Genomic DNA, 19,897 nt, shown 5'->3' with positions numbered 1-19,897 from the left:
TGAACGCGCAGAGCATTGTGACCGGGCTAGATTGATCGGAGTAGGTGATCAGGACGACGGCAATCGTGAAGAGTGTTAACGCTTCGAAGTGGTTATTCATGGCGCGCTGCAATCGACCTGCGACGCCTGACAAGACAATCGCGTTGTCGCGTGGTCCTGCCGCTTTTTTTACGCCAACCTGTTTCACGGATGTTAAAGAGTATGCACAAAACTGCAGGACTTGTAAAAGAGCAGCGAGGCCGAGGGCGGTCAGTTCAGGTGTCATGACGATACTTTTCTCTTTGTCCAACTTGCGATTTGTGTGTCGCTGAGCAGTTCGCGACACCGCGCATGAAACCAAGACAGGCAGTTTGTTTCAGCATGTGCGATTTGAGTGTTTTCGCGCAGACGCGTCATCTCTTGTTGAGTGGCATCAAGATGGCGTTGAATGCTGTGGTTTGGTTTAGCGTTTTGGTTGGCGATTTGGTGCCAGCGCGATCCAATTCGATACTTATCAGTTTGTTTTCCTTGTCCGTCGCCGCGATCATTCTTCATCAAGAAGACATCGCGTGAAGGCACAGCGTAGTGGTTGATACAGGCGACCTCTGGGCAAAGCGCGAGATCAATGGGGCGATATTTTGCCCGTTTTTTCGCGTGCACACCTTCGTCAGACAGCTTCGCACCCTCCGCGCTGCGAACGTCAGGATGCTCGTCGTACGCAAGGCTAGGCATATGATCATTCGCGTGGCCAAACTTGCGGAAGCGGAACATAGATTTGAATTTGGCACGTCCAGGAACGGGGCTTTCTTCCGCTTGGGTGAAATGTTCAAGCACGCCGCCGGGCCACGCCTTGTGACCGTTGTCACCAAAGGCCCACCACGGCAGGGCAATGACGTCGCCCATGCCGGCGGAAACAAGCAAATCGGTGACTTTCCCTGCTCCAATCCCGATGTTCACGAATTCATCCGCATCTATATGCGCCAGCCATTCAATATCTGTTTGAGCCAAGTGCAAAAAAGTAGCGCGTATGCCGCTGTCTTGTGGCGTATCGTCTGCGCCTACGACATGCGGCAAATGGATGATTTCGCCTGCGTCGCTCAGTGCGTCGAGCAAAATGTCGGAACCGTCGGTGCAATCGTTCGAGCAGATGACAATCTGATCGAAGCCTATCACTTTATGATATGCGACCCATTCTAGGATAAAGAGACCCTCATTGCGCATGCACGCAACAAGGGCCGTCTTTTCTTGTGAAGCCTGGGTCACGGGATGTCCTATCAGAGATCCATGAGCAAGCGACGTGGGTCTTCCAGCGCTTCTTTAACGCGCACGAGGAAGGTCACCGCGCCTTTGCCGTCGACGATACGGTGATCGTAGGACAGCGCCAGATACATCATCGGACGGATTACAACTTCACCATTGATCGCCATTGGGCGGTCTTGGATCTTGTGCATACCGAGGATACCGGACTGTGGTGGGTTCAAGATCGGTGAGGACATCAAGGAGCCGTACACACCGCCGTTGGAGATGGTGAATGTGCCGCCTTGCATTTCTGCCATAGACAGTTTGCCGTCACGTGCGCGTTTACCTTTTTCAGCGATCGCCTTTTCGATTTCCGCAAAAGACATGCTGTCCGCGTCACGAATGACAGGAACAACGAGGCCCGTTGGCGTGCCAGCGGCGATGCCCATGTGAACGAAGTTCTTATAGACGATGTCCGTGCCATCAATCTCTGCGTTGACCTCTGGAACCTCTTTCAGAGCATGACAGCAGGCTTTGGTGAAGAAGGACATGAAGCCGAGACGCGCACCGTGCTTTTTCTCAAAGAGTTCTTTGTACTCTTTGCGCAGAGCCATCGTTTCCGTCATGTCCACCTCGTTATAGGTGGTCAGCATGGCGGCTGTGTTCTGGCTGTCTTTCAAACGCTTAGCGATTGTCTGACGCAAGCGCGTCATTTTCACACGCTCTTCGCGCGATGCATCATCCGCTGGAACTGGCGCGCGCGGCGCAGCTGCGACTGGCGCTGCTTTTGGCGCAGAAGCAAGAGCTTTTGCAACGTCGTCTTTCATGATGCGGCCGTCGCGACCAGAACCAGTAACGGCGTCCGCGCTGATGCCTGCTTCGGCCATTGCTTTCTTGGCAGAAGGCGCATCTTCAACGTCCTTACCACTAGTGGACGCGGCAGGTGCAGCTGCAGGGGCCGCGCTTGGCGCTGCAGACGCGCTTGCGCCGCCGATCACAGCCAATTTCGCGGATGCATCAACTGTTGAGCCTTCAGGCGCCGTGATTTCGGACAAGACGCCAGCTGCTGGCGCAGGTACTTCGACAGATACTTTGTCAGTTTCCAACTCGCAGAGCATTTCGTCCTGCGCGACGGTGTCACCGACCTTTTTGAACCATGTGCTAACGGTTGCTTCTGTAACAGATTCGCCCAGTGTTGGGACCATGACATCAACGCTTGCAGCGCTTTCTGGCGCTGCCTCTGTTTTGGCGGCAACAGGCGCTGGCGCCGCGCCTTCGCCCGCGACGATGGTTGCCAAAAGCGCATCAACGCCGACCGTATCGCCCTCTGCGGCGACGATTTCGCCCATGACGCCAGCAGCAGTTGCCGGAACTTCTACCGTCACTTTGTCAGTTTCCAGCTCGCAGAGCATTTCATCAACAGCCACGGCATCACCGGGTTTCTTGAACCATGTGGCCACTGTGGCTTCTGTCACGGATTCGCCCAGAGTTGGGACGCGAATTTCAGTGCTCATGGGTTATTTCCCTTTCAGTGTCAGCGCGTCGTCGATCAACGCTGTTTGTTGTGCTTTGTGCTGGCTTGCGAGACCTGTCGCAGGCGAGGCGCTTGCGGAGCGGCCTGCATAGACAGGGCGTGTTTGTTTTGCTTTGACTTGTTCCAGAGCCCATTCGAGGTTCGGTTCCATGAAGGTCCAACCCCCTTGGTTCTTTGGCTCTTCCTGGCACCAGACCATTTCGGCGTTCTTGAAACGACCGAGCTCTGTCTTCGCGGAGTTGGCCGGGAATGGGTAGAACTGCTCAAAACGCATGATGTAAATGTCATCGATACCGCGTGCATCGCGTTCCTCAAGCAGGTCGTAGTAAACCTTACCCGAACACATCACGACGCGTTTGATCTTATCATCTGCGACCAGCTTGGTGTCTGAATTACCATGTTGCGCATCATCCCACAGAACGCGGTGGAAGCTGGAGCCTGTCGTGAACTCTTCCGCTTTGCTGACCGCCAATTTGTGACGCAGCAAAGATTTCGGCGTCATCAAGATCAGTGGTTTACGGTAGTTGCGGTGCAACTGACGACGCAGGATGTGAAAGTAGTTTGCTGGCGTTGTACAGTTCGCAACGATCCAGTTGTCTTGACCACACATCTGCAAGAAGCGCTCGAGGCGTGCTGAAGAGTGCTCTGGTCCCTGACCTTCAAAGCCGTGTGGCAGAAGGACGACTAGACCAGACATGCGCAACCATTTGCTTTCACCAGAGCTGATGAACTGGTCGAACATGATCTGCGCGCCGTTGGCGAAATCGCCAAACTGTGCCTCCCAAAGTGTCAATGCGTTTGGTTCAGCCATGGAGTAGCCGTATTCAAAACCGAGCACCGCGTATTCAGACAGCATGGAGTCGATGACTTCATATCGGGCCTGCCCTTCACGGATATTGTTTAGCGGGTAGTAACGCTCTTCGGTGTCTTGGTTCACGATACCGGAATGACGCTGCGAGAATGTGCCGCGCGTTGAGTCCTGTCCAGAGAGGCGAACGGCCATGTTTTCGGTCAAAAGCGAACCGAAGGCCAAAGCTTCACCAGTTGCCCAGTCAAAACCTTCACCGGTTTCGAACATCTTCTTTTTTGCATCGAGCAAGCGGCCAACTGTTTTGTGCAGTGGGAACCCATCAGGAACGCGCGTCAGCGCTGTGCCAACCTCTGCGAGCGTTTCTGGGGCAATTGCCGTCGCGCCGCGCTGGTATTCGTCCTCTTTGCGATCAAGATGGGACCACTTGCCGTCCAGCCAATCGGCCTTGTTCGGTTTGTAGTCTTTGCCTGCTTCAAACTCATCGTTCAGATGTGCTTGGAACGCGGCTTTCATGTCTTCAATCTCGCCCTCAGGGATGAGGCCGTCTTTCACAAGACGCTCTGTATATAGGCTGAGCGTGGTTTTGTGAGTTTTGATCTTTTTATACATCACCGGGTTGGTGAACATGGGCTCATCGCCCTCGTTGTGACCAAAGCGGCGGTAGCAAATGAGATCGATCACCACATCTTTGTGGAACTTTTGGCGGAACTCGGTCGCGACCTTAGCCGCGTGCACAACCGCTTCTGGATCATCGCCGTTCACGTGGAAAATCGGCGCTTCCACCACCAGTGCGTTGTCCGTCGGGTAAGGAGACGAGCGTGAGAAATGCGGCGCTGTAGTGAACCCGATTTGGTTGTTCACAACGATATGCATTGTACCGCCAGTTTTATGACCGCGCAGACCGGACAGGGCGAAACATTCTGCAACAACACCTTGGCCCGCAAACGCGGCATCGCCGTGCAGCAAGATCGGCATAACCTTTGTGCGGTCTTCGTCGTTCAATTGATCCTGCTTGGCGCGAACTTTACCGATCACGACGGGGTTGACCGCTTCAAGGTGGGAAGGGTTTGCCGTCAGAGACAGGTGAACATTGTTGCCATCAAAAGCACGGTCAGAGCTGGCACCGAGGTGATATTTCACATCGCCAGACCCATCGACGTCTTCTGGCTTAAAGCTACCGCCTTGGAATTCGTTGAAAATCGCGCGGTAGGGTTTGCTCATCACATTGGCAAGAACAGACAGGCGGCCACGGTGGGGCATACCGATCACGATATCCTGCACGCCAAGCGCGCCGCCGCGTTTGATGATTTGCTCCATCGCAGGGATCAAGCTTTCGCCGCCATCAAGGCCGAAACGCTTTGTGCCCATGTACTTCACATGAAGGAACTTCTCAAAACCTTCCGCCTCAACCATTTTGTTCAAAATGGCTTTGCGACCTTCGCGGGAGAACTGGATTTCTTTGCCCAGACCCTCGATGCGCTCTTTCAGCCAGCTCGCTTCTTCGGGGTTGGAAATGTGCATGTATTGCAGCGCGAAAGTGCCGCAATAGGTGCGCTTTACGATCTCAATGATCTGGCGCATGGATGCGATTTGCAGGCCCAGAACGTTATCGATAAAGATCGGGCGATCCATGTCAGCATCGGTGAAGCCGTAGGATTTTGGGTCAAGCTCAGGGTGCTTGGACTCTTCGCGCATACCGAGCGGATCAAGGTCCGCCGCAAGGTGACCACGAATACGGTAAGCTCGGATGATCATCAGCGCGCGGATGGAGTCCAAAACAGCGCGCTTGATAGCGTCGTCACTGACCTCAACACCCTTAGCGGCTGCTTTAGCTTTGATTTTGTCGCCCGCTGCCTTCGTTTCGGGCTGTGCAGGCCATTGTCCGTCTAACGCGGCGGTCAGATCGTCAGAGGGAACAGGCGGCCAATCGGCGCGCGCCCAAGAGGGGCCTGCGGCTTCGGCCTTCACATCCAGATCGGCATCGCCAAGCTGGGAAAAGAAGTCCTGCCATGCAGCATCGACGGCATTTGGATCGCTCGCATATTGCGCATAAAGCTGCTCTAAATACTCGGCGTTATGGCCTTGCATAAAAGAGGAGGCGTGGAACACGTCGTTGGGGCTTTGGTCAGTCATATGTGATCCTTAACTCAAGCGTCTCTTGGGTTTGTTGAATAGTCGTAGTGTTCAAAAACCCATTTCATTTGGGTCAAAACGAGCTCGCGGGCTTCGTCTAGGTAGTAGTCTGCGGTCGGTCGCCGGGTTTCGCGTGATGCAAGTCTCTTGGTGACGGGCAACTCCGCAAGGTCTTTCTCAACGCCAATCTTCTTAGCAATTCTAGAAATATCGTCGTGGATAGTCTCAAAACGTATGGCGTCCTGAATGATGAACTCGCCTTCTCGGTGCGTTACGTTTTCATCATTTTGAAAGCTTGGGCTTTTCAAATAGCTGACGAAATCACGTTTCAATGCGGCGAAATTCTCAGGGATACCCAGTTTATACGCTGCCTTCTCGCAATAGTAGCCAGAGACACAACGAGAGAACGGATTTCTCACAGCGGTAAACCAAAAATAGTTGTTCCACTGGTCCTTGGTAAGCACTTCTTTGATTTTGTCCGCGGGTAGATGCGCGCGGAATTTTCTTACGGCGTCTGCCGCATTGGACGCAGCATCCAATAAGCGGTGGCCTACAATTCCGAAGGATGTGTTCAAGCCTTCACAGCGCTCAGTCACGAGATGCCCTGAAGGTGTGCAAAAGGGCTGAAACAGCATTTCGAGCGAGGTTCCTGCTGTTTTTCTCGTTTTGAGAAAAATAAACTTATGTGTGTGTGAGACGAGCATTAGATCACATATCGCCCAAACGCAGAGCAAACTTTTGCGATTGGGCGATGCCCAGCAAAGGTTCGGTGCGTTATGCTTTGATATTGTTTCACGCGTTGCTTCCAGTCTCGGAGGTTATATTGGGTGCGGATCAATGAATATCCCGCACCCAAAGTGTTTTAACCGATCGCTTCGATCACAGCTTCACCAAGTGTTGCTGGGCTATCGGCCACAACAATCCCAGCGGAGCGCATTGCTTCGATCTTGCTTTCTGCATCGCCTTTGCCGCCCGCAACAATCGCGCCAGCGTGGCCCATGCGGCGTCCGGGAGGCGCCGTGCGGCCAGCGATGAAACCAGCTGTTGGTTTCCAACGGCCCTTCTTCTTTTCATCTGCGAGGAACTGCGCTGCTTCTTCTTCAGCAGAACCGCCGATTTCACCGATCATGATGATGGATTGTGTTTCATCATCCGCGAGGAACATTTCCAGCACGTCGATGTGCTCTGTGCCTTTGATAGGGTCGCCGCCGATGCCAACAGCAGAAGATTGGCCAAGGCCGAGATCTGTTGTTTGCTTAACCGCTTCATACGTCAGCGTGCCGGAACGGGACACAACACCGCAAGAGCCGCGCTTGTGAATGTGGCCCGGCATGATGCCGATTTTGCAAGCGTCGGGTGTGATAACGCCCGGGCAGTTTGGTCCGATAAGGCGTGAAGAAGAGCCTTCAAGCGCGCGTTGAACACGCGCCATGTCGAGAACTGGAATGCCTTCGGTGATGCAAACGATCAATTCCATTTCAGCGTCGATCGCTTCAAGAATTGAATCTGCTGCGAAGGGGGGAGGAACATAGATCACAGAAGCGTTCGCTTCGGTGACGTGCTTGGCTTCATGCACGGAGTTGAAGACCGGCAGGTCAAGATGCGTTGTGCCGCCCTTGCCCGGCGTTACGCCGCCAACCATTTTCGTGCCGTAAGCAATCGCTTGCTCGGAGTGGAATGTGCCTTGCGAGCCTGTGAGGCCTTGGCAAATTACTTTTGTGTTTTCGTCTACGAGGACTGCCATTTAGTTGGCTCCTTTGATCATTTCGCCGTGCTGATAACAGCGCGGTAATAGTTTCGACCGTTGTGCCGTCTAACCGGCGTGAAGGTCATATAAGAGTTTCGGCTGGACTTCGTTTGTGAACGGTTTGTTTTGGGATCAATGTTTACTTTGCCGCCATTGGCGCTTGAGATAGCTAAGGCCGTCGCTAACTCGATAGCTTTTTCTTTAGAAGAAAAGGCCATTGAGCAAGTTTTCTGACCAGACGCTTGGTTCAACTTGAACGAAACGTCGGAAACATTGTTGTAGTAGGTTCCCGTCTGTGGATGAGCTTTGAATTTGTTTGCAATTAAAGTTTCAACAGACTTTGTGAGAACCAATTTTGGTTTCACGCAAACTGCTACGAACAGATTAATCGTATACTCGAAGCTCAAAGATCGATCACCAGGTCCAATTCCTGCATTTTGGGCTTGAGCTCCTGATAAGGAACTCAAGCTCAAAAAACTCGCAAGAATAAAGGACGAAACTCGCATCTAGTTAACCCTTAACCGCCTTAACGATCTTCTGGGCCCCATCCTTGAGGTCGTCCGCCGCAATTACATCAACGTCGGAGTTGTTGATGATTGCTTTGCCTTCTTCCACATTCGTGCCTTCAAGGCGCACAACGAGCGGAACTTGCAGACCAACTTCCTTCACCGCAGCGACAACGCCTTCCGCGATGACATCGCAGCGCATGATGCCGCCGAAGATGTTCACGAGGATGCCTTTGACCTGTGGATCAGAGGTGATGATTTTGAAAGCTTCTGTCACTTTCTCTTTGGTCGCGCCGCCGCCAACATCGAGGAAGTTCGCAGGCTCAGCACCGTAGAGTTTGATGATGTCCATTGTCGCCATCGCGAGGCCAGCACCGTTTACCATGCAGCCGATTTCACCGTCGAGCGCGATGTAGTTGAGGTCGTACTTGGACGCTTCAAGCTCTTTGCTGTCTTCTTCGGTCTCATCACGAAGTTCCATGATGTCCGCGTGACGGTAAAGTGCGTTGCCATCAAAGCCGACTTTCGCGTCGAGAACTTTAAGATCGCCAGACCCTTCCAGAACGATCAACGGGTTGATCTCTAGCTGTTCCATGTCTTTTTCAACGAAGGCTTGGTAAAGCTTGCCCATCAATGCAACGCACTGCTTAACCTGCGCGCCTTTAAGGCCGAGGGAGAATGCAACGCGACGACCATGGTAAGGTTGGTAACCTGTCGCTGGATCAACAGAGAAGCTGACGATTTTCTCAGGAGTCGCTGCAGCAACCTCTTCGATGTCCATGCCGCCCTCAGTGGAGCAGACAAAGGAGATGCGGGACGTTTGACGATCCACGAGAAGCGCGAGATAGAGTTCCGCCTCGATGTCAGAGCCATCTTCGATGTAGATGCGGTTGACTTGCTTGCCCGCTGGGCCAGTCTGGTGCGTGACCAATGTACGGCCGAGCATTTTCTTGGCTTCTTCAGCCGCTTCAGCTGCGGAGAAAGCGAGGCGCACGCCACCCTTTTCGCCTGCGTCTGCCTCGACGAATGTGCCTTTGCCGCGACCACCTGCATGGATCTGCGCTTTGACAACCCAAAGTGGGCCGTCCAATTCGCCAGCAGCTGTTTTAGCATCTTCTGCTTTCAGCACGGCGCGGCCGTCTGAAACAGGTGCGCCATAGCTCTTGAGCAGAGCCTTGGCTTGGTATTCGTGGATGTTCATTAGAAACGGTCCCGTCTTGCTTCGATTAACTGGGACTATAACGCTAGAATTAACGTCGGCTTAAATGAAAAATTTGTGTAATTAGAATAATTCCGACATTTGTGATCACATGGATTTTCAGTGTGATCACAAAATATGAATCGTTTCGCAAAGAATGGAAAAAACGACTCATTAGAAACGAAAAAGCCCCAGAGTGGGACTCTGGGGCTTTCCGAAGCTATTTGTGCGTGATTACGCGAGGGATGGGTCGATGCCTTTGCATGCTTCAACCAAGCCTTTGACCGCGTCGACAGATTTGTCGAACATCGCTTGCTCGTCTTTGTTCATGTTGATGTTGACGATCTTCTCAACACCGCCAGCACCGATCACTGTTGGAACTCCAACGTAGAAACCGTCGAGGCCGAATGCGCCATCAACATACGCTGCACATGGCAGAACACGTTTTTGATCTTTCAAGAAGGCTTCTGCCATTTCGATTGCAGAGGTCGCAGGGGCGTAGAACGCAGAACCTGTTTTCAGCAAGCCAACGATTTCGGCGCCGCCATCACGGGTACGCTGAATGATCGCGTCCATTTTGTCCTGAGTTGTCCAACCCATTTCAACCAGATCAGGCAAAGGAATACCTGCAACTGTTGAATAGCGCTCAAGTGGAACCATGGTATCGCCGTGGCCACCCAAAACGAACGCTGTCACGTCACGCATGGATACGCCGAATTCGACAGAGAGGAAGTGACGGAAGCGTGCGCTGTCCAGAACACCGGCCATGCCGCAAACTTTGTGGTGTGGTAGGCCAGAAAATTCGCGAAGTGCCCAAACCATAGCATCGAGCGGGTTGGTGATGCAGATCACAAATGCGTCTGGAGCGTGGTCGCGGATGCCTTCGCCAACGGACTTCATAACTTTCAAGTTGATGCCCAAAAGGTCATCACGGCTCATGCCTGGTTTGCGTGGAACGCCGGCAGTGACGATGCAAACATCTGCGCCCGCAATGTCCTCGTAGGACTGCGTGCCTGACAGGTTCGCATCAAAGCCTTCAGCTGGGCCAGATTCTGCGAGGTCGAGAGCTTTGCCCTCTGGTGTACCTTCGGAAATATCGAACAGGACGACGTCGCCCAATTCTTTAAGTGCTGCTAGGTGTGCAAGTGTGCCACCGATCTGTCCTGCACCAATAAGTGCTATCTTAGGTCTGGCCATGGATCTCTCTCCGGTCCGTTAAATTCGCCGCATGGCTAGTGCGCTTTGCGCTTTGGCGCAAGTGTGCTGCAACGCGGCAACGACATTTGTGATGAGAGATTTTTGTGCAATCGCGCGCTAAAGGTGTAAAAGTTCTAGGAAAATATCCAAAACACTTTGACGCTTTTTGTTCGTACCTTTTTTGTGATCACGCCCTGTGAAGGGCTTGAACAGGGGGGGTAAACAGGACCAAAGCACCCGCGTAGGTTTTGAATTCGTTGCGATTCCCGCCTAGAGTTCGTGTTCACCCTGCGATCGCGTTAACCAACATTTCTGATCCTTCGAAGAGCGAATTTAAGCTACATACAGCCTATTTCGTTATTTGGGATCGGCCATCAGAAGAATTGTTGACCACAACCACTGCGCTAAGGCTTAAACGACGGGTCTTAGCTGCGGATCGATCTTGGCGTCTGGTTAGGGGGGAATTGATCAGTACGCTTACCGCGAGCGAGGTGGTTTCAATAGGAAGAGGCCTGTTTTGCGCTAGCTTTGCTCTGATCTCAAATGCTAACACTGTGTGATCTGATCTCATTAAGCCTAAGCGTCCGACCCTTTTGCTGGTAATGCTTCGGCCAGAGTTTCGTAGTTTTGACCAGAGGCGACAAGGCAGGTCAGCCCATTCGCCATGGTCACAGTGATTGTCCAAGTGCCGGTTTCATTGGCCGCAAACACTTCCACCATCGAATTATTGGCGCCAAGGCCAACGGATTGGCGTGCTTCACCGTACTTTTCAGCCAATCGTTCGACGATAACGTCGCGAGGCGCGCAGTTGCGTGCGCTTTGCGCAAAGCCAGTTGTTGCCGCGAGCGCAAGAATTCCAAAGCCCAAAGCGCCGATCATAGTTCGCCTATTCATTGCAGTCTCCTTCACAGTTCCTTGGGCCCTTTGTCGGCTCGGTATTGCCAAACGGGCTCAATGCTCATTCGTTCGCCGTGATGTCGGAACAAAGTTTCCAACCAAGGATTTCTTCGCGTTCCAGTCGCAGCGATGAGACAAAACATGCGGGATCAGCTCTATAGATATGGTTAAAGCAACGAACGTTGCGTCGAAGTTTAGATGTTTTTGCTGCGATGCGGCAAAATGCTCTTGAATAAAATGGAAATAATTTGCTAGTTGTGCGCAACTTTATTGCGAGGAGAATTTCCATGGACATGCGCCAACGCCCGTTTCGCTCGGTTCTTTACATCCCTGGTTCCAAGCCGCGCGCGCTGGATAAAGCCCGTAACTTGCCTGTCGATGCGATCATCTTTGATCTGGAAGACGCAGTGTCCGTCGATGAAAAAGAAGCAGCGCGTGATACGTTGAAAGAGGCGCTGGCAACAGGTGGTTATGGGGCGCGGTTTAAGATTGTACGCATCAATGGCTTGGACACCCAATGGGGGACCTCTGATGCAAAGGCGGTCACTGAAATGGATGCCGATGCAATCCTGTTGCCCAAAGTCGCGCGTTCGGCGGATCTTGACGCCCTTGCTGAAATAACAGGTGATTTACCGATTTGGGCTATGATGGAATCGCCACGTGGCATGTTGAATGCTGCTGAAATCGCCGCTCATCCAAAATTGGCTGGTATGGTCATGGGAACAAATGATTTGGCGAAAGAACTGCAAAGCCGTGATCGCGCGGATCGTTTGCCGATGCTGACGTCGCTTCAGCTTTGCTTGCTCGCAGCGAAGGCCGAAGGTTTGATCATTGTCGATGGTGTCTACAACGCGTTTAAAGATGACGCAGGTTTGAAAGTTGAATGCGATCAGGGTCGCGACATGGGTTTTGATGGCAAGACATTGATCCATCCGGCGCAGGTAGAGGTGACCAATACGGCCTTTGCACCGAGCGCGGCAGAAGTCGAATTGGCACAGCGCCAGATCGCAGCGTTTGACGAAGTTGAGGCAAGCGGGCAGGGCGTTGCAGTGGTCGATGGGAAGATCGTAGAAAATCTACACGTTGCGACAGCACGGGAAACTCTGGCAAAAGCAAAGGCAATCGAAGCCATCGCTACGGAGTAATCCCCCATGACCCTTCTCATTCTCGGCCTTCTTCTCTGGACCGCTGCCCATAGTTTTGGGCGCGTGCTGCCAGTGCATCGCAAGACGTTAGAGGATAGGGGCAAGGGAAGTGTGTTTGTCACGATCGCGGTCGTCATCAGCCTCTTGATGATGATCTTTGGATATCGCTGGGCTGCGTTTATTCCTGTTTGGTCACCACCTTCGTTTTTTACGCACATCAACAATCTGATGATGCTGGGTGCGTTTTTTCTATTCGGGATGAGCGCCACAACGGGGCGTTTGCGCGGTAAATTGCGTCACCCTCAATTGATGGCTGTCAAAACTTGGGCCTGTGCTCACCTGCTAGTGAACGGTGATCTCGCTTCGATCATCTTGTTCGGTGGCATGCTGGCATGGGCGATTGGGGCTGTCATCTTGATCAACCGCGCTGGGCCTTGGGAGCGACCAGAGCCGGGCGATGCAAAGAAAGACATCCTGCTCGTCGTGATCACGCTCGTGACTTTCGCGATCACAGTTGCGATCCACACAGCACTGGGCGTTTCGCCCTTTGGAGGCTAAGCCATGACTAAGATTTACCGCTTTTTAAGCGAAGATGATACATCCGCATTCTGTCACAAAGTGTCCGAGGCCTTGTCCAAGGGTTGGGAGCTTTATGGTTCGCCCACGCAAACGTTTGACCCCGTTAAGGGCATTATGCGGTGCGGGCAATCGGTGACCAAAGAGGTGGATGCCGACTACACCCCCGAAATGAAACTGGGACAGCAATAGATGTTAAAGACAAATGCAGGCCGCTTTTTTGAAGACTATCGTATTGGCGATGTGATCGCGCACGCCGTACCGCGAACCGTCTCAGGGGGCGAGCGCGCGCTTTATCATGCGCTTTATCCTGCACGACATGCGCTGTACTCTTCGGACGAATTTGCGCGCAAGAGTGGCTTGCAGGCGTCTCCCATCGATGATCTGGCTGCATTTCACGTTGTGTTCGGAAAGTCGGTTCCTGATATTTCCCTGAATGCGGTGGCCAACCTTGGTTACGCAGAAGGGTGCTGGCTGCTCCCTGTAAACGAGGGTGATACGTTGCGCTCTGTTTCTGAGGTGATCGGTCTCAAACAAAACTCGAGCGGTAAAACTGGTGTCGTTTATGTGCGCACCTCTGGTTTGAACCAACGCAATGAAACGGTGATGGAATTTGTACGTTGGGTCATGGTGCGCAAACGCGATGTCGACGCGCCAGCGCCAGACACTGTTGTGCCAACACTAAAGAAGACCCTCGATGCCGCTGATCTCAGTATTCCTGCTGGTCTTGATTTTACGGACTACGATACGACCCTCGCAGGAGAGCCACATCGTTGGGGCGATTATGATGTGGGCGAAACGATTGATCACGTTGATGGTGTGACGATTGAAGAAGCCGAACACATGATGGCAACGCGCTTGTGGCAAAATACGGCCAAGGTTCATTTCGACGCGACCAACCGCGAAGATGGCAAACGCCTTATCTACGGTGGTCATGTGATATCAATGGCGCGTGCGCTGTCCTTCAACGGTTTGGCCAATGCGCAAATGATCGCTGGGCTCAATGGCGGCGCACATGCAAATCCGTGCTTTAGCGGCGATACTGTGCGTGCTTGGTCCGAAGTGTTGGACAAAGCGGATACAAACGCGCCAGGCGTAGGCGCTATCCGACTGCGCTTGGTAGCATATAAAGCTGGAGCAGCCTTTGAATTGAAGGGCGATGATGGCAAGTATCTGCCGGGCGTATTGCTAGACCTCGACTACTGGGCTTTGATGCCAAAGTGATGAAAACGCGTTGATCTCTGGATGAAATTCCATAGATCACACGGCGCTCGCATTTTTGTGATCACGAATGAAATCGGCTGTGGTTTTGCAATTAGCTCACCTCATAGCCGATTTTTTCATGTTAGCGCTAAGGTTGGATATACGAATCCGAGTCATATTTTCCGACAAAAACACTATGAATTTAATTTGTGATCACTGACTTAATGTGTGTGATCACAAATGTGCAAGATTTTTCCAACTTCTATCAAAAAACCCCAAATTGTCACATTTAGGTAAGGTGACAGCAGGGATTTATGCGTTAAAACAGTGCCAAGCGTACCGAAAGGAAAAGCACATGGCTGAAACGAAACAGAGCAATCGTCCGCTCTCGCCGCATTTGACGATTTACCGCCCGCAACTGACTTCAATGTCGTCTATCTTCGTTCGGATTACTGCGATTGCCATTTTCGCGCTCGCAATTTTCCCCGCATGGTGGCTTTTGGCCGCCGCGACATCTGAATCGGCATTCGCATTTATCGATGGCCTTATGCGCAGTTGGCTGGGTGATCTTGTATTGTTCGGCGCGACATTCGCAATTTTTTACCACATGCTTGGCCGTTTGCGCCACGCGATCTGGGACCTTGGCTATTTTGTTGAGGTGCGCGAGTCGGAAAATATGGCGATCATCATGATCATTGCGTCGGTTGCCATGGCATTCCTCGTCGCAATCATATTCTGAGGAGCGAGATATGAGATTTCTAACTGACCGAAAACGCGCTGTTGGCATGGGTTCCGCTCGTGAAGGTACGCATCATCATTGGCAGCACCTCGTAAGCTCAATCCTTTTGCAAGTGCTGATCCCGTTGTTTGTCTTCACATTCGCTTACAGCCTTGGCGGTACTCAAGAAGAAGTGGTGGCTTACTACGCGCGCCCATTCCCGCTGATCGTGACTGTTCTGACGTTGATCGTTGGCATGTTGCACCTGCTACGTGAAGTGCATGAAGCCATCGAAGACTATGTGCATGGCACTGCGCAAAAGCTCGCGCTCGTTGCGACACAAGGTTTCGCTTACACAGTTATTGCCGTCGGCCTGATCGCCCTCGCCAAAATCGCCCTTTAAGTTTCGGAGCAACCAAATGGCAGCTTATGAATATGAAACCCACGACTATGATGTTGTGGTGGTCGGCGCTGGTGGCGCGGGTCTTCGAGCAACGCTTGGTATGGCGGAACAAGGTCTTCGCACTGCTTGCGTAACCAAGGTTTTTCCGACGCGTTCGCACACTGTTGCGGCGCAAGGTGGCATCGCGGCGTCCTTGTCTAACATGGGGCCAGATAACTGGCAGTGGCATATGTATGACACGGTCAAAGGCTCTGACTGGCTCGGCGACACAGATGCGATGGAATACCTCGCCCGTGAAGCGCCCAAAGCGGTTTACGAGTTGGAGCACTACGGCGTTCCGTTCTCCCGCACGGAAGAGGGCAAAATTTACCAGCGCCCATTCGGCGGTCACACGACCGAATTTGGTGAAGGCCCGCCCGTTCAGCGTACTTGCGCAGCTGCTGACCGTACCGGCCACGCGATCTTGCACACGCTTTATGGTCAGTCCCTCAAGAATAACGCGGAATTCTACATCGAGTACTTCGCGATTGACCTAATCATGTCCGAAGATGGCCAATGCCAAGGTGTTGTTTGCTGGAAGCTCGACGACGGTACAATGCACGTCTTCAATGCGAAGATGGTTGTTCTGGCGACGGGTGGTTATGGCCGCGCTTACTTCTCCGCGACATCTGCTCATACATGTACAGGCGACGGTGGCGGCATGGTTGCGCGTCAGGGTCTGCCACTTCAGGATATGGAATTCGTTCAGTTCCACCCGACAGGCATCTACGGCTCTGGCTGCTTGATCACAGAAGGTGCACGCGGGGAGGGTGGTTACCTCACCAACTCCGAAGGCGAACGTTTCATGGAGCGCTATGCGCCAAACTACAAAGACCTCGCACCGCGCGATTATGTTTCGCGCTGTATGACAATGGAAATTCGCGAAGGGCGCGGTGTTGGTACTGGCGGTGATCACATTCACCTCAACCTGTCGCACCTGCCACCGGAAGCATTGGCAGAACGTCTGCCGGGTATTTCGGAAAGCGCGAAGATTTTTGCAGGCGTTGACGTCAACAAAGAGCCTATTCCGGTACTACCAACGGTTCACTACAATATGGGCGGTATTCCGACGAACTACTTCGGTGAAGTGCTCAACCCGACTGCAAAAGATCCGAACGCTGTTGTTCCGGGTCTGATGGCGGTGGGTGAAGCGGGCTGTGCTTCCGTGCATGGTGCGAACCGTCTTGGTTCAAACTCTTTGATCGATCTCGTGGTCTTTGGTCGCGCTGCTGCGATCCGTGCGGGTAAGGTTGTTGATCCAGAGACACCAAATGCAGAGCTGAACCAATCATCTGTTGATGCGGCCTTTGATCGTTTTGACGGCCTGCGCAATGCATCTGGTGATACAAGCACGGCTGAACTGCGTCTTGAGATGCAGAAAACCATGCAGGCGGACGCGGCTGTGTTCCGGACCGACAAAACCCTCAAAGAGGGTGTCGAGAAGATGACAGCAGTTGCTGGCAAAATGGACAGCATCAAAGTGACAGATCGCTCATTGGTGTGGAACTCTGATCTGATGGAAACATTGGAGCTGACCAACTTGATGCCAAACGCGATGGCAACTATTGTTGGCGCTGAAGCGCGTAAAGAAAGCCGCGGTGCGCATGCACACGAGGATTACGCAACGCGTGACGATGAAAATTGGCGTGTTCACACAATTGCCCGCGTGGATGGTCCAAAGGTTGACCTGTCCCATCGCCCTGTTGTGAAAGATCCGCTGACCAAAGAAGCAGACGGTGGTATTTCGCTCAAGAAGATCGCTCCGAAAGAGCGGACTTTCTAATGCGGCTTGTTTTTCCACTTATTACAGCTGTTGCGCTTGGGGCTTGTGTCTCAACCGCATCAGACACGGCAGATCAACTTGCCCGCACGACGGCCAAGAGCGTTGTGAATGGCATTGTTGCAGATAAGTTCCCTGGCGTTGATGCATCTCCAATCACGGATTGCATCATCGACGCGGCGTCTGCGGCTGAGATTTTCGAAATCGCGAAAGCGGGCGCAACTGGTGTCACAGCCGACACCGTTGAAACCGTCACAACAATCGCAGCCCGCCCTGATACGGTGAGCTGCATTTCCCAAAACGGCCTTGGCCTGTTTCTTTAAAGGAGTGAGACGATGGTACAACTGACCCTCCCTAAGAATTCCCGCATGGTGACTGGCAAAACATGGCCAAAGCCTGAAGGCGTGAACAACCTTCGCAAGTTCCAAATCTACCGTTGGAACCCTGACGATGGGAAAAACCCAAGCCTTGATACCTATTGGGTTGATATGGACAACTGTGGTCCGATGATCTTGGACGCGTTGATCAAAATCAAGAACGAGATTGATCCGACGTTGACGTTCCGCCGCTCTTGCCGTGAAGGCATCTGTGGTTCCTGCGCAATGAACATCGATGGCATCAACACTTTGGCCTGCATCTATGGTATGGATGAGATCAAGGGTGATGTGAAAATCTACCCACTGCCGCATATGGAAGTGGTGAAGGATTTGATCCCTGACCTGACGCATTTCTATGCACAGCACGCGTCTATCATGCCGTGGCTTGAAACCAAGACGAACCGCCCTGCGAAAGAATGGCGCCAGTCTATCGAGGATCGTAAAAAGCTTGATGGTCTTTATGAGTGTGTGATGTGTGCGTCTTGCTCTACATCTTGCCCAAGCTACTGGTGGAACGGCGATCGCTATCTTGGACCAGCAGCGCTGCTTCATGCGTACCGTTGGTTGATCGATAGCCGTGATGAAGCGACGGGTGAGCGTCTGGATGAATTGGAAGATCCATTCAAGCTCTACCGTTGCCACACGATTATGAACTGCGCCAAAACCTGCCCTAAGGGTTTGAACCCGGCCAAGGCGATTTCAGAAATCAAAAAGATGATGGTCGAACGCACCGTTTAAGCGTTTGCCTTATTAAAGACTTGGAAAACCCGCTGCAGATTTGTGGCGGGTTTTTCGTGTCGAAAAGGTTTGCGTGGGAAGCCGATGGGCGCAATAGTTTGCGCAACACTCAGGAGCCCACCCCATGCACATTCCATCCGATGCAGACGCCCGCCGCGCAGTTGAACCTGTCATCTGCTATCCCGTCGAAGGTCTGCCAAAGCCAAACCTAGCGCTTTATCAAAAGGCCCGCATTGGGGCAGAGAAAGTATGCGAAACCTTGGTGCCAGCACGGGATGCGCGATGCTTTAGCGTGCCGGCAGGCAATTTCGTTCGCATGTCTTGCCCAGAAGGGTCGCAAGTTGGCGATCTCAACCTTTGGAACGCGGATGACCTGAGCGAGCGCTTCTATTCTGGCAAAACCCGTGCGTTGCATGGAACGCATGTCACCACGAAGGAACAACTCTGGAGTTCATTTCCCAATCTGCGCCCGATGGCGACGATCACGGAAGACACACTTGGTTGGTACGGCATCGATGAATTTGGTGGATCGGTTCACGATGTGATCGGTACGCGCTGCGATCCTTATACGGGCAATCTCTTGTCAGGAACGCAGTACCATCACTGTTGCCATTCCAATCTGACCCGCGCGCTGTCTGATCACCTTGGTATCTCGCTGCGAGAGGCAGAGTCGCATATCCATGATGTTCTTAATGTCTTCATGTGTACCGGTTTTACCCGCGATACGGGACAGTATTTTATGAAAGCCAGCCCCGTACGCAAAACGGATTACCTAGAACTGTTCGCGGAGATTGATTTGCTTGGCGGCTTAAGTGCCTGCCCCGGTGGAGACTGCTCAACGGTGCATTCTAGTGATGAGGCGCAATGCCATCCACTGCTCGTTGAAGTCTTTGCGCCCAAAGCAGGTGCTCTCGATGGATGGGAGCCACCAAAGCCCAGCGGCTATGATCGCTCCCATGGTCGTTAGGCAAAGGCCGCTTCAAGCGCGATTTCTACCATTTCGCCAAAGCTGGTTTCGCGATCCTCAGACGGAAGCGCTTCACCCGTTTGCAGGTGATCAGACACGGTGAGAACCGCCAGCGCGCGCGCGTTGTAGCGTGCGGCGAGCGTGTAAAGTTCCGCCGCTTCCATTTCGACACCCAAGATACCATGGCGCACCATCTGTTCATTCAGATCAGGGCGTTCATCATAAAACACATCAGAGGAATAGATGCCGCCAACGTGCGTCTTGGTACCTTTGCCTTCAGCGGAATTAACTGCTGCGCGCAACAGGCTCCAATCGGCGCAAGGCGCATAGTTCAATTCTTTGAAGAAGCCTTTTGAGGGAGAGGTCAACGTGCTGGCGGTCATCGCAATAATGACATCGCGAATGCCTACGTGTGGCTGCATGCCGCCGCATGACCCAATGCGGATCAACGTCTTTGCGTCGTAGTCTTTCATTAATTCATTCGCGTAGATCGAAAGCGAAGGCATGCCCATGCCGCTGCCTTGGATTGTCACGCGATTTCCGCGCCATGTACCGGTGAACCCGAGCATGCCGCGCACTTCATTCACGAGTTCTGCATCGTCAAGAAATGTCTCGGCAGCCCACTTCGCACGATAGGGATCACCTGGCATGAGAACAGTTTCTGCGATTTGGCCTTTCTCGGCCCCAATGTGGATTGTCATGTGAATATC

At 52.8% G+C, this 19,897-nt stretch carries 21 protein-coding genes; 10 read left to right on the top strand and 11 right to left on the bottom strand.

The genetic code is table 11. The features are described from left to right. From ABJQ89_RS21480 to ABJQ89_RS21435, 10 genes are all read right to left on the bottom strand, one after another. On the bottom strand, positions 1 to 265 hold a 265-nt coding region (locus ABJQ89_RS21480; protein ID WP_348498190.1), incomplete at its 3' end, for an MAPEG family protein. Further along, the gene (locus tag ABJQ89_RS21475; RefSeq protein WP_348498189.1) at positions 262 to 1,242 is read right to left on the bottom strand and encodes a glycosyltransferase family 2 protein; all 981 of its coding nucleotides are present in this window, start codon (positions 1,240 to 1,242) and stop codon (positions 262 to 264) included. The genes ABJQ89_RS21475 and ABJQ89_RS21480, both read right to left, overlap by 4 nt. An 11-nt stretch (positions 1,243 to 1,253) precedes the next feature. Further along, positions 1,254 to 2,732 (bottom strand): 2-oxoglutarate dehydrogenase complex dihydrolipoyllysine-residue succinyltransferase, encoded by a 1,479-nt coding sequence (gene odhB, locus ABJQ89_RS21470; RefSeq protein ID WP_348498188.1) that lies wholly within the window; start codon positions 2,730 to 2,732, stop codon positions 1,254 to 1,256. Between the two features lie 3 nt (positions 2,733 to 2,735). Then, positions 2,736 to 5,696: a 2-oxoglutarate dehydrogenase E1 component gene (locus ABJQ89_RS21465; RefSeq protein ID WP_348498187.1), complete on the bottom strand. Its 2,961-nt coding sequence runs from the start codon at positions 5,694 to 5,696 to the stop codon at positions 2,736 to 2,738. A 14-nt stretch (positions 5,697 to 5,710) separates the two neighbouring features. Further along, complete coding sequence (locus ABJQ89_RS21460; RefSeq protein ID WP_348498186.1) at positions 5,711 to 6,400, bottom strand: sulfotransferase family 2 domain-containing protein; 690 nt, start codon at positions 6,398 to 6,400, stop codon at positions 5,711 to 5,713. Positions 6,401 to 6,558: 158 nt separating this feature from the next. Next, the gene (sucD, locus tag ABJQ89_RS21455; RefSeq protein ID WP_348498185.1) at positions 6,559 to 7,440 is read right to left on the bottom strand and encodes a succinate--CoA ligase subunit alpha; all 882 of its coding nucleotides are present in this window, start codon (positions 7,438 to 7,440) and stop codon (positions 6,559 to 6,561) included. 17 nt (positions 7,441 to 7,457) lie between these two features. Beyond that, positions 7,458 to 7,949: a hypothetical protein gene (locus ABJQ89_RS21450; protein WP_348498184.1), complete on the bottom strand. Its 492-nt coding sequence runs from the start codon at positions 7,947 to 7,949 to the stop codon at positions 7,458 to 7,460. Positions 7,950 to 7,953: 4 nt separating this feature from the next. Then, positions 7,954 to 9,150 carry an ADP-forming succinate--CoA ligase subunit beta gene (gene sucC / locus ABJQ89_RS21445; RefSeq protein ID WP_348498183.1) on the bottom strand — a complete coding sequence of 399 codons (1,197 nt, stop codon included), beginning with the start codon at positions 9,148 to 9,150 and terminating at the stop codon, positions 7,954 to 7,956. 231 nt (positions 9,151 to 9,381) lie between these two features. Next, complete coding sequence (gene mdh, locus ABJQ89_RS21440; protein ID WP_348498182.1) at positions 9,382 to 10,344, bottom strand: malate dehydrogenase; 963 nt, start codon at positions 10,342 to 10,344, stop codon at positions 9,382 to 9,384. A gap of 576 nt (positions 10,345 to 10,920) precedes the next feature. Then, complete coding sequence (locus ABJQ89_RS21435; RefSeq protein WP_348498181.1) at positions 10,921 to 11,238, bottom strand: hypothetical protein; 318 nt, start codon at positions 11,236 to 11,238, stop codon at positions 10,921 to 10,923. 290 nt (positions 11,239 to 11,528) lie between these two features. On the opposite strand from ABJQ89_RS21435, the gene ABJQ89_RS21430 reads away from it, so the two are divergent. The 10 genes from ABJQ89_RS21430 (at position 11,529) to ABJQ89_RS21385 (ending at position 19,187) form a co-directional block, all read left to right on the top strand. Beyond that, entirely contained in the window at positions 11,529 to 12,386 is an 858-nt protein-coding gene (locus ABJQ89_RS21430) for a CoA ester lyase (RefSeq protein ID WP_348498180.1), read from the top strand. A gap of 6 nt (positions 12,387 to 12,392) precedes the next feature. Then, a complete protein-coding gene (locus ABJQ89_RS21425) occupies positions 12,393 to 12,944 on the top strand; it encodes an NnrU family protein (protein WP_348498179.1) in 552 nt (183 codons plus the stop codon). A 3-nt stretch (positions 12,945 to 12,947) separates the two neighbouring features. Further along, the gene (locus ABJQ89_RS21420) at positions 12,948 to 13,154 is read left to right on the top strand and encodes a DUF1737 domain-containing protein (protein ID WP_348498178.1); all 207 of its coding nucleotides are present in this window, start codon (positions 12,948 to 12,950) and stop codon (positions 13,152 to 13,154) included. Continuing rightward, the gene (locus ABJQ89_RS21415) at positions 13,155 to 14,186 is read left to right on the top strand and encodes a MaoC family dehydratase (RefSeq protein WP_348498177.1); all 1,032 of its coding nucleotides are present in this window, start codon (positions 13,155 to 13,157) and stop codon (positions 14,184 to 14,186) included. It abuts the gene before it with no gap. A 334-nt stretch (positions 14,187 to 14,520) separates the two neighbouring features. Continuing rightward, positions 14,521 to 14,904, top strand: a complete 384-nt coding sequence (gene sdhC, locus ABJQ89_RS21410) for a succinate dehydrogenase, cytochrome b556 subunit (RefSeq protein ID WP_348498176.1) — start codon at positions 14,521 to 14,523, stop codon at positions 14,902 to 14,904. A gap of 10 nt (positions 14,905 to 14,914) precedes the next feature. Further along, a complete protein-coding gene (sdhD, locus tag ABJQ89_RS21405) occupies positions 14,915 to 15,286 on the top strand; it encodes a succinate dehydrogenase, hydrophobic membrane anchor protein (protein WP_348498175.1) in 372 nt (123 codons plus the stop codon). A gap of 16 nt (positions 15,287 to 15,302) precedes the next feature. Beyond that, complete coding sequence (gene sdhA / locus ABJQ89_RS21400) at positions 15,303 to 17,108, top strand: succinate dehydrogenase flavoprotein subunit (RefSeq protein ID WP_348498174.1); 1,806 nt, start codon at positions 15,303 to 15,305, stop codon at positions 17,106 to 17,108. Continuing rightward, complete coding sequence (locus tag ABJQ89_RS21395; RefSeq protein WP_348498173.1) at positions 17,108 to 17,428, top strand: succinate dehydrogenase; 321 nt, start codon at positions 17,108 to 17,110, stop codon at positions 17,426 to 17,428. The genes sdhA and ABJQ89_RS21395 overlap by 1 nt, the downstream gene beginning before the upstream one ends. Before the next feature lie 12 nt (positions 17,429 to 17,440). After that, on the top strand, positions 17,441 to 18,220 hold the full coding sequence (locus ABJQ89_RS21390; protein WP_348498172.1) for a succinate dehydrogenase iron-sulfur subunit: 780 nt from the start codon (positions 17,441 to 17,443) through the stop codon (positions 18,218 to 18,220). A gap of 124 nt (positions 18,221 to 18,344) precedes the next feature. Further along, entirely contained in the window at positions 18,345 to 19,187 is an 843-nt protein-coding gene (locus ABJQ89_RS21385; protein ID WP_348498171.1) for a DUF1989 domain-containing protein, read from the top strand. Here ABJQ89_RS21385 and deoD read toward each other — a convergent pair. Continuing rightward, positions 19,184 to 19,888, bottom strand: coding sequence for a purine-nucleoside phosphorylase (gene deoD, locus ABJQ89_RS21380; RefSeq protein WP_348498170.1), 705 nt, complete (start codon positions 19,886 to 19,888; stop codon positions 19,184 to 19,186). The two genes, ABJQ89_RS21385 and deoD, sit on opposite strands and share 4 nt — an antisense overlap. Positions 19,889 to 19,897 lie beyond the last annotated feature (9 nt).

The sequence above is a fragment of the Planktotalea sp. genome, assembly GCF_039984035.1.
Classification (GTDB): domain Bacteria; phylum Pseudomonadota; class Alphaproteobacteria; order Rhodobacterales; family Rhodobacteraceae; genus Planktotalea.
The sequence above is the reverse complement of the archived record's forward strand: the minus strand, read 5'-3'. Positions and strand labels throughout refer to the sequence as shown.

Bases quoted from the DNA above. Each gene is read 5' to 3' on its own strand.
- ABJQ89_RS21415 (WP_348498177.1), top strand. From the start codon at position 13,155: ATGTTAAAGACAAATGCAGGCCGCTTTTTTGAAGACTATCGTATTGGC.
- mdh (WP_348498182.1), bottom strand. From the start codon at position 10,344: ATGGCCAGACCTAAGATAGCACTTATTGGTGCAGGACAGATCGGTGGC.
- deoD (WP_348498170.1), bottom strand. From the start codon at position 19,888: ATGACAATCCACATTGGGGCCGAGAAAGGCCAAATCGCAGAAACTGTT.
- sdhC (WP_348498176.1), top strand. From the start codon at position 14,521: ATGGCTGAAACGAAACAGAGCAATCGTCCGCTCTCGCCGCATTTGACG.
- ABJQ89_RS21435 (WP_348498181.1), bottom strand. From the start codon at position 11,238: ATGAATAGGCGAACTATGATCGGCGCTTTGGGCTTTGGAATTCTTGCG.
- ABJQ89_RS21390 (WP_348498172.1), top strand. From the start codon at position 17,441: ATGGTACAACTGACCCTCCCTAAGAATTCCCGCATGGTGACTGGCAAA.
- sucD (WP_348498185.1), bottom strand. From the start codon at position 7,440: ATGGCAGTCCTCGTAGACGAAAACACAAAAGTAATTTGCCAAGGCCTC.
- ABJQ89_RS21460 (WP_348498186.1), bottom strand. From the start codon at position 6,400: ATGCTCGTCTCACACACACATAAGTTTATTTTTCTCAAAACGAGAAAA.
- sdhD (WP_348498175.1), top strand. From the start codon at position 14,915: ATGAGATTTCTAACTGACCGAAAACGCGCTGTTGGCATGGGTTCCGCT.
- ABJQ89_RS21385 (WP_348498171.1), top strand. From the start codon at position 18,345: ATGCACATTCCATCCGATGCAGACGCCCGCCGCGCAGTTGAACCTGTC.
- ABJQ89_RS21420 (WP_348498178.1), top strand. From the start codon at position 12,948: ATGACTAAGATTTACCGCTTTTTAAGCGAAGATGATACATCCGCATTC.
- ABJQ89_RS21395 (WP_348498173.1), top strand. From the start codon at position 17,108: ATGCGGCTTGTTTTTCCACTTATTACAGCTGTTGCGCTTGGGGCTTGT.
- ABJQ89_RS21450 (WP_348498184.1), bottom strand. From the start codon at position 7,949: ATGCGAGTTTCGTCCTTTATTCTTGCGAGTTTTTTGAGCTTGAGTTCC.
- ABJQ89_RS21465 (WP_348498187.1), bottom strand. From the start codon at position 5,696: ATGACTGACCAAAGCCCCAACGACGTGTTCCACGCCTCCTCTTTTATG.
- sdhA (WP_348498174.1), top strand. From the start codon at position 15,303: ATGGCAGCTTATGAATATGAAACCCACGACTATGATGTTGTGGTGGTC.
- ABJQ89_RS21430 (WP_348498180.1), top strand. From the start codon at position 11,529: ATGGACATGCGCCAACGCCCGTTTCGCTCGGTTCTTTACATCCCTGGT.
- odhB (WP_348498188.1), bottom strand. From the start codon at position 2,732: ATGAGCACTGAAATTCGCGTCCCAACTCTGGGCGAATCCGTGACAGAA.
- sucC (WP_348498183.1), bottom strand. From the start codon at position 9,150: ATGAACATCCACGAATACCAAGCCAAGGCTCTGCTCAAGAGCTATGGC.
- ABJQ89_RS21425 (WP_348498179.1), top strand. From the start codon at position 12,393: ATGACCCTTCTCATTCTCGGCCTTCTTCTCTGGACCGCTGCCCATAGT.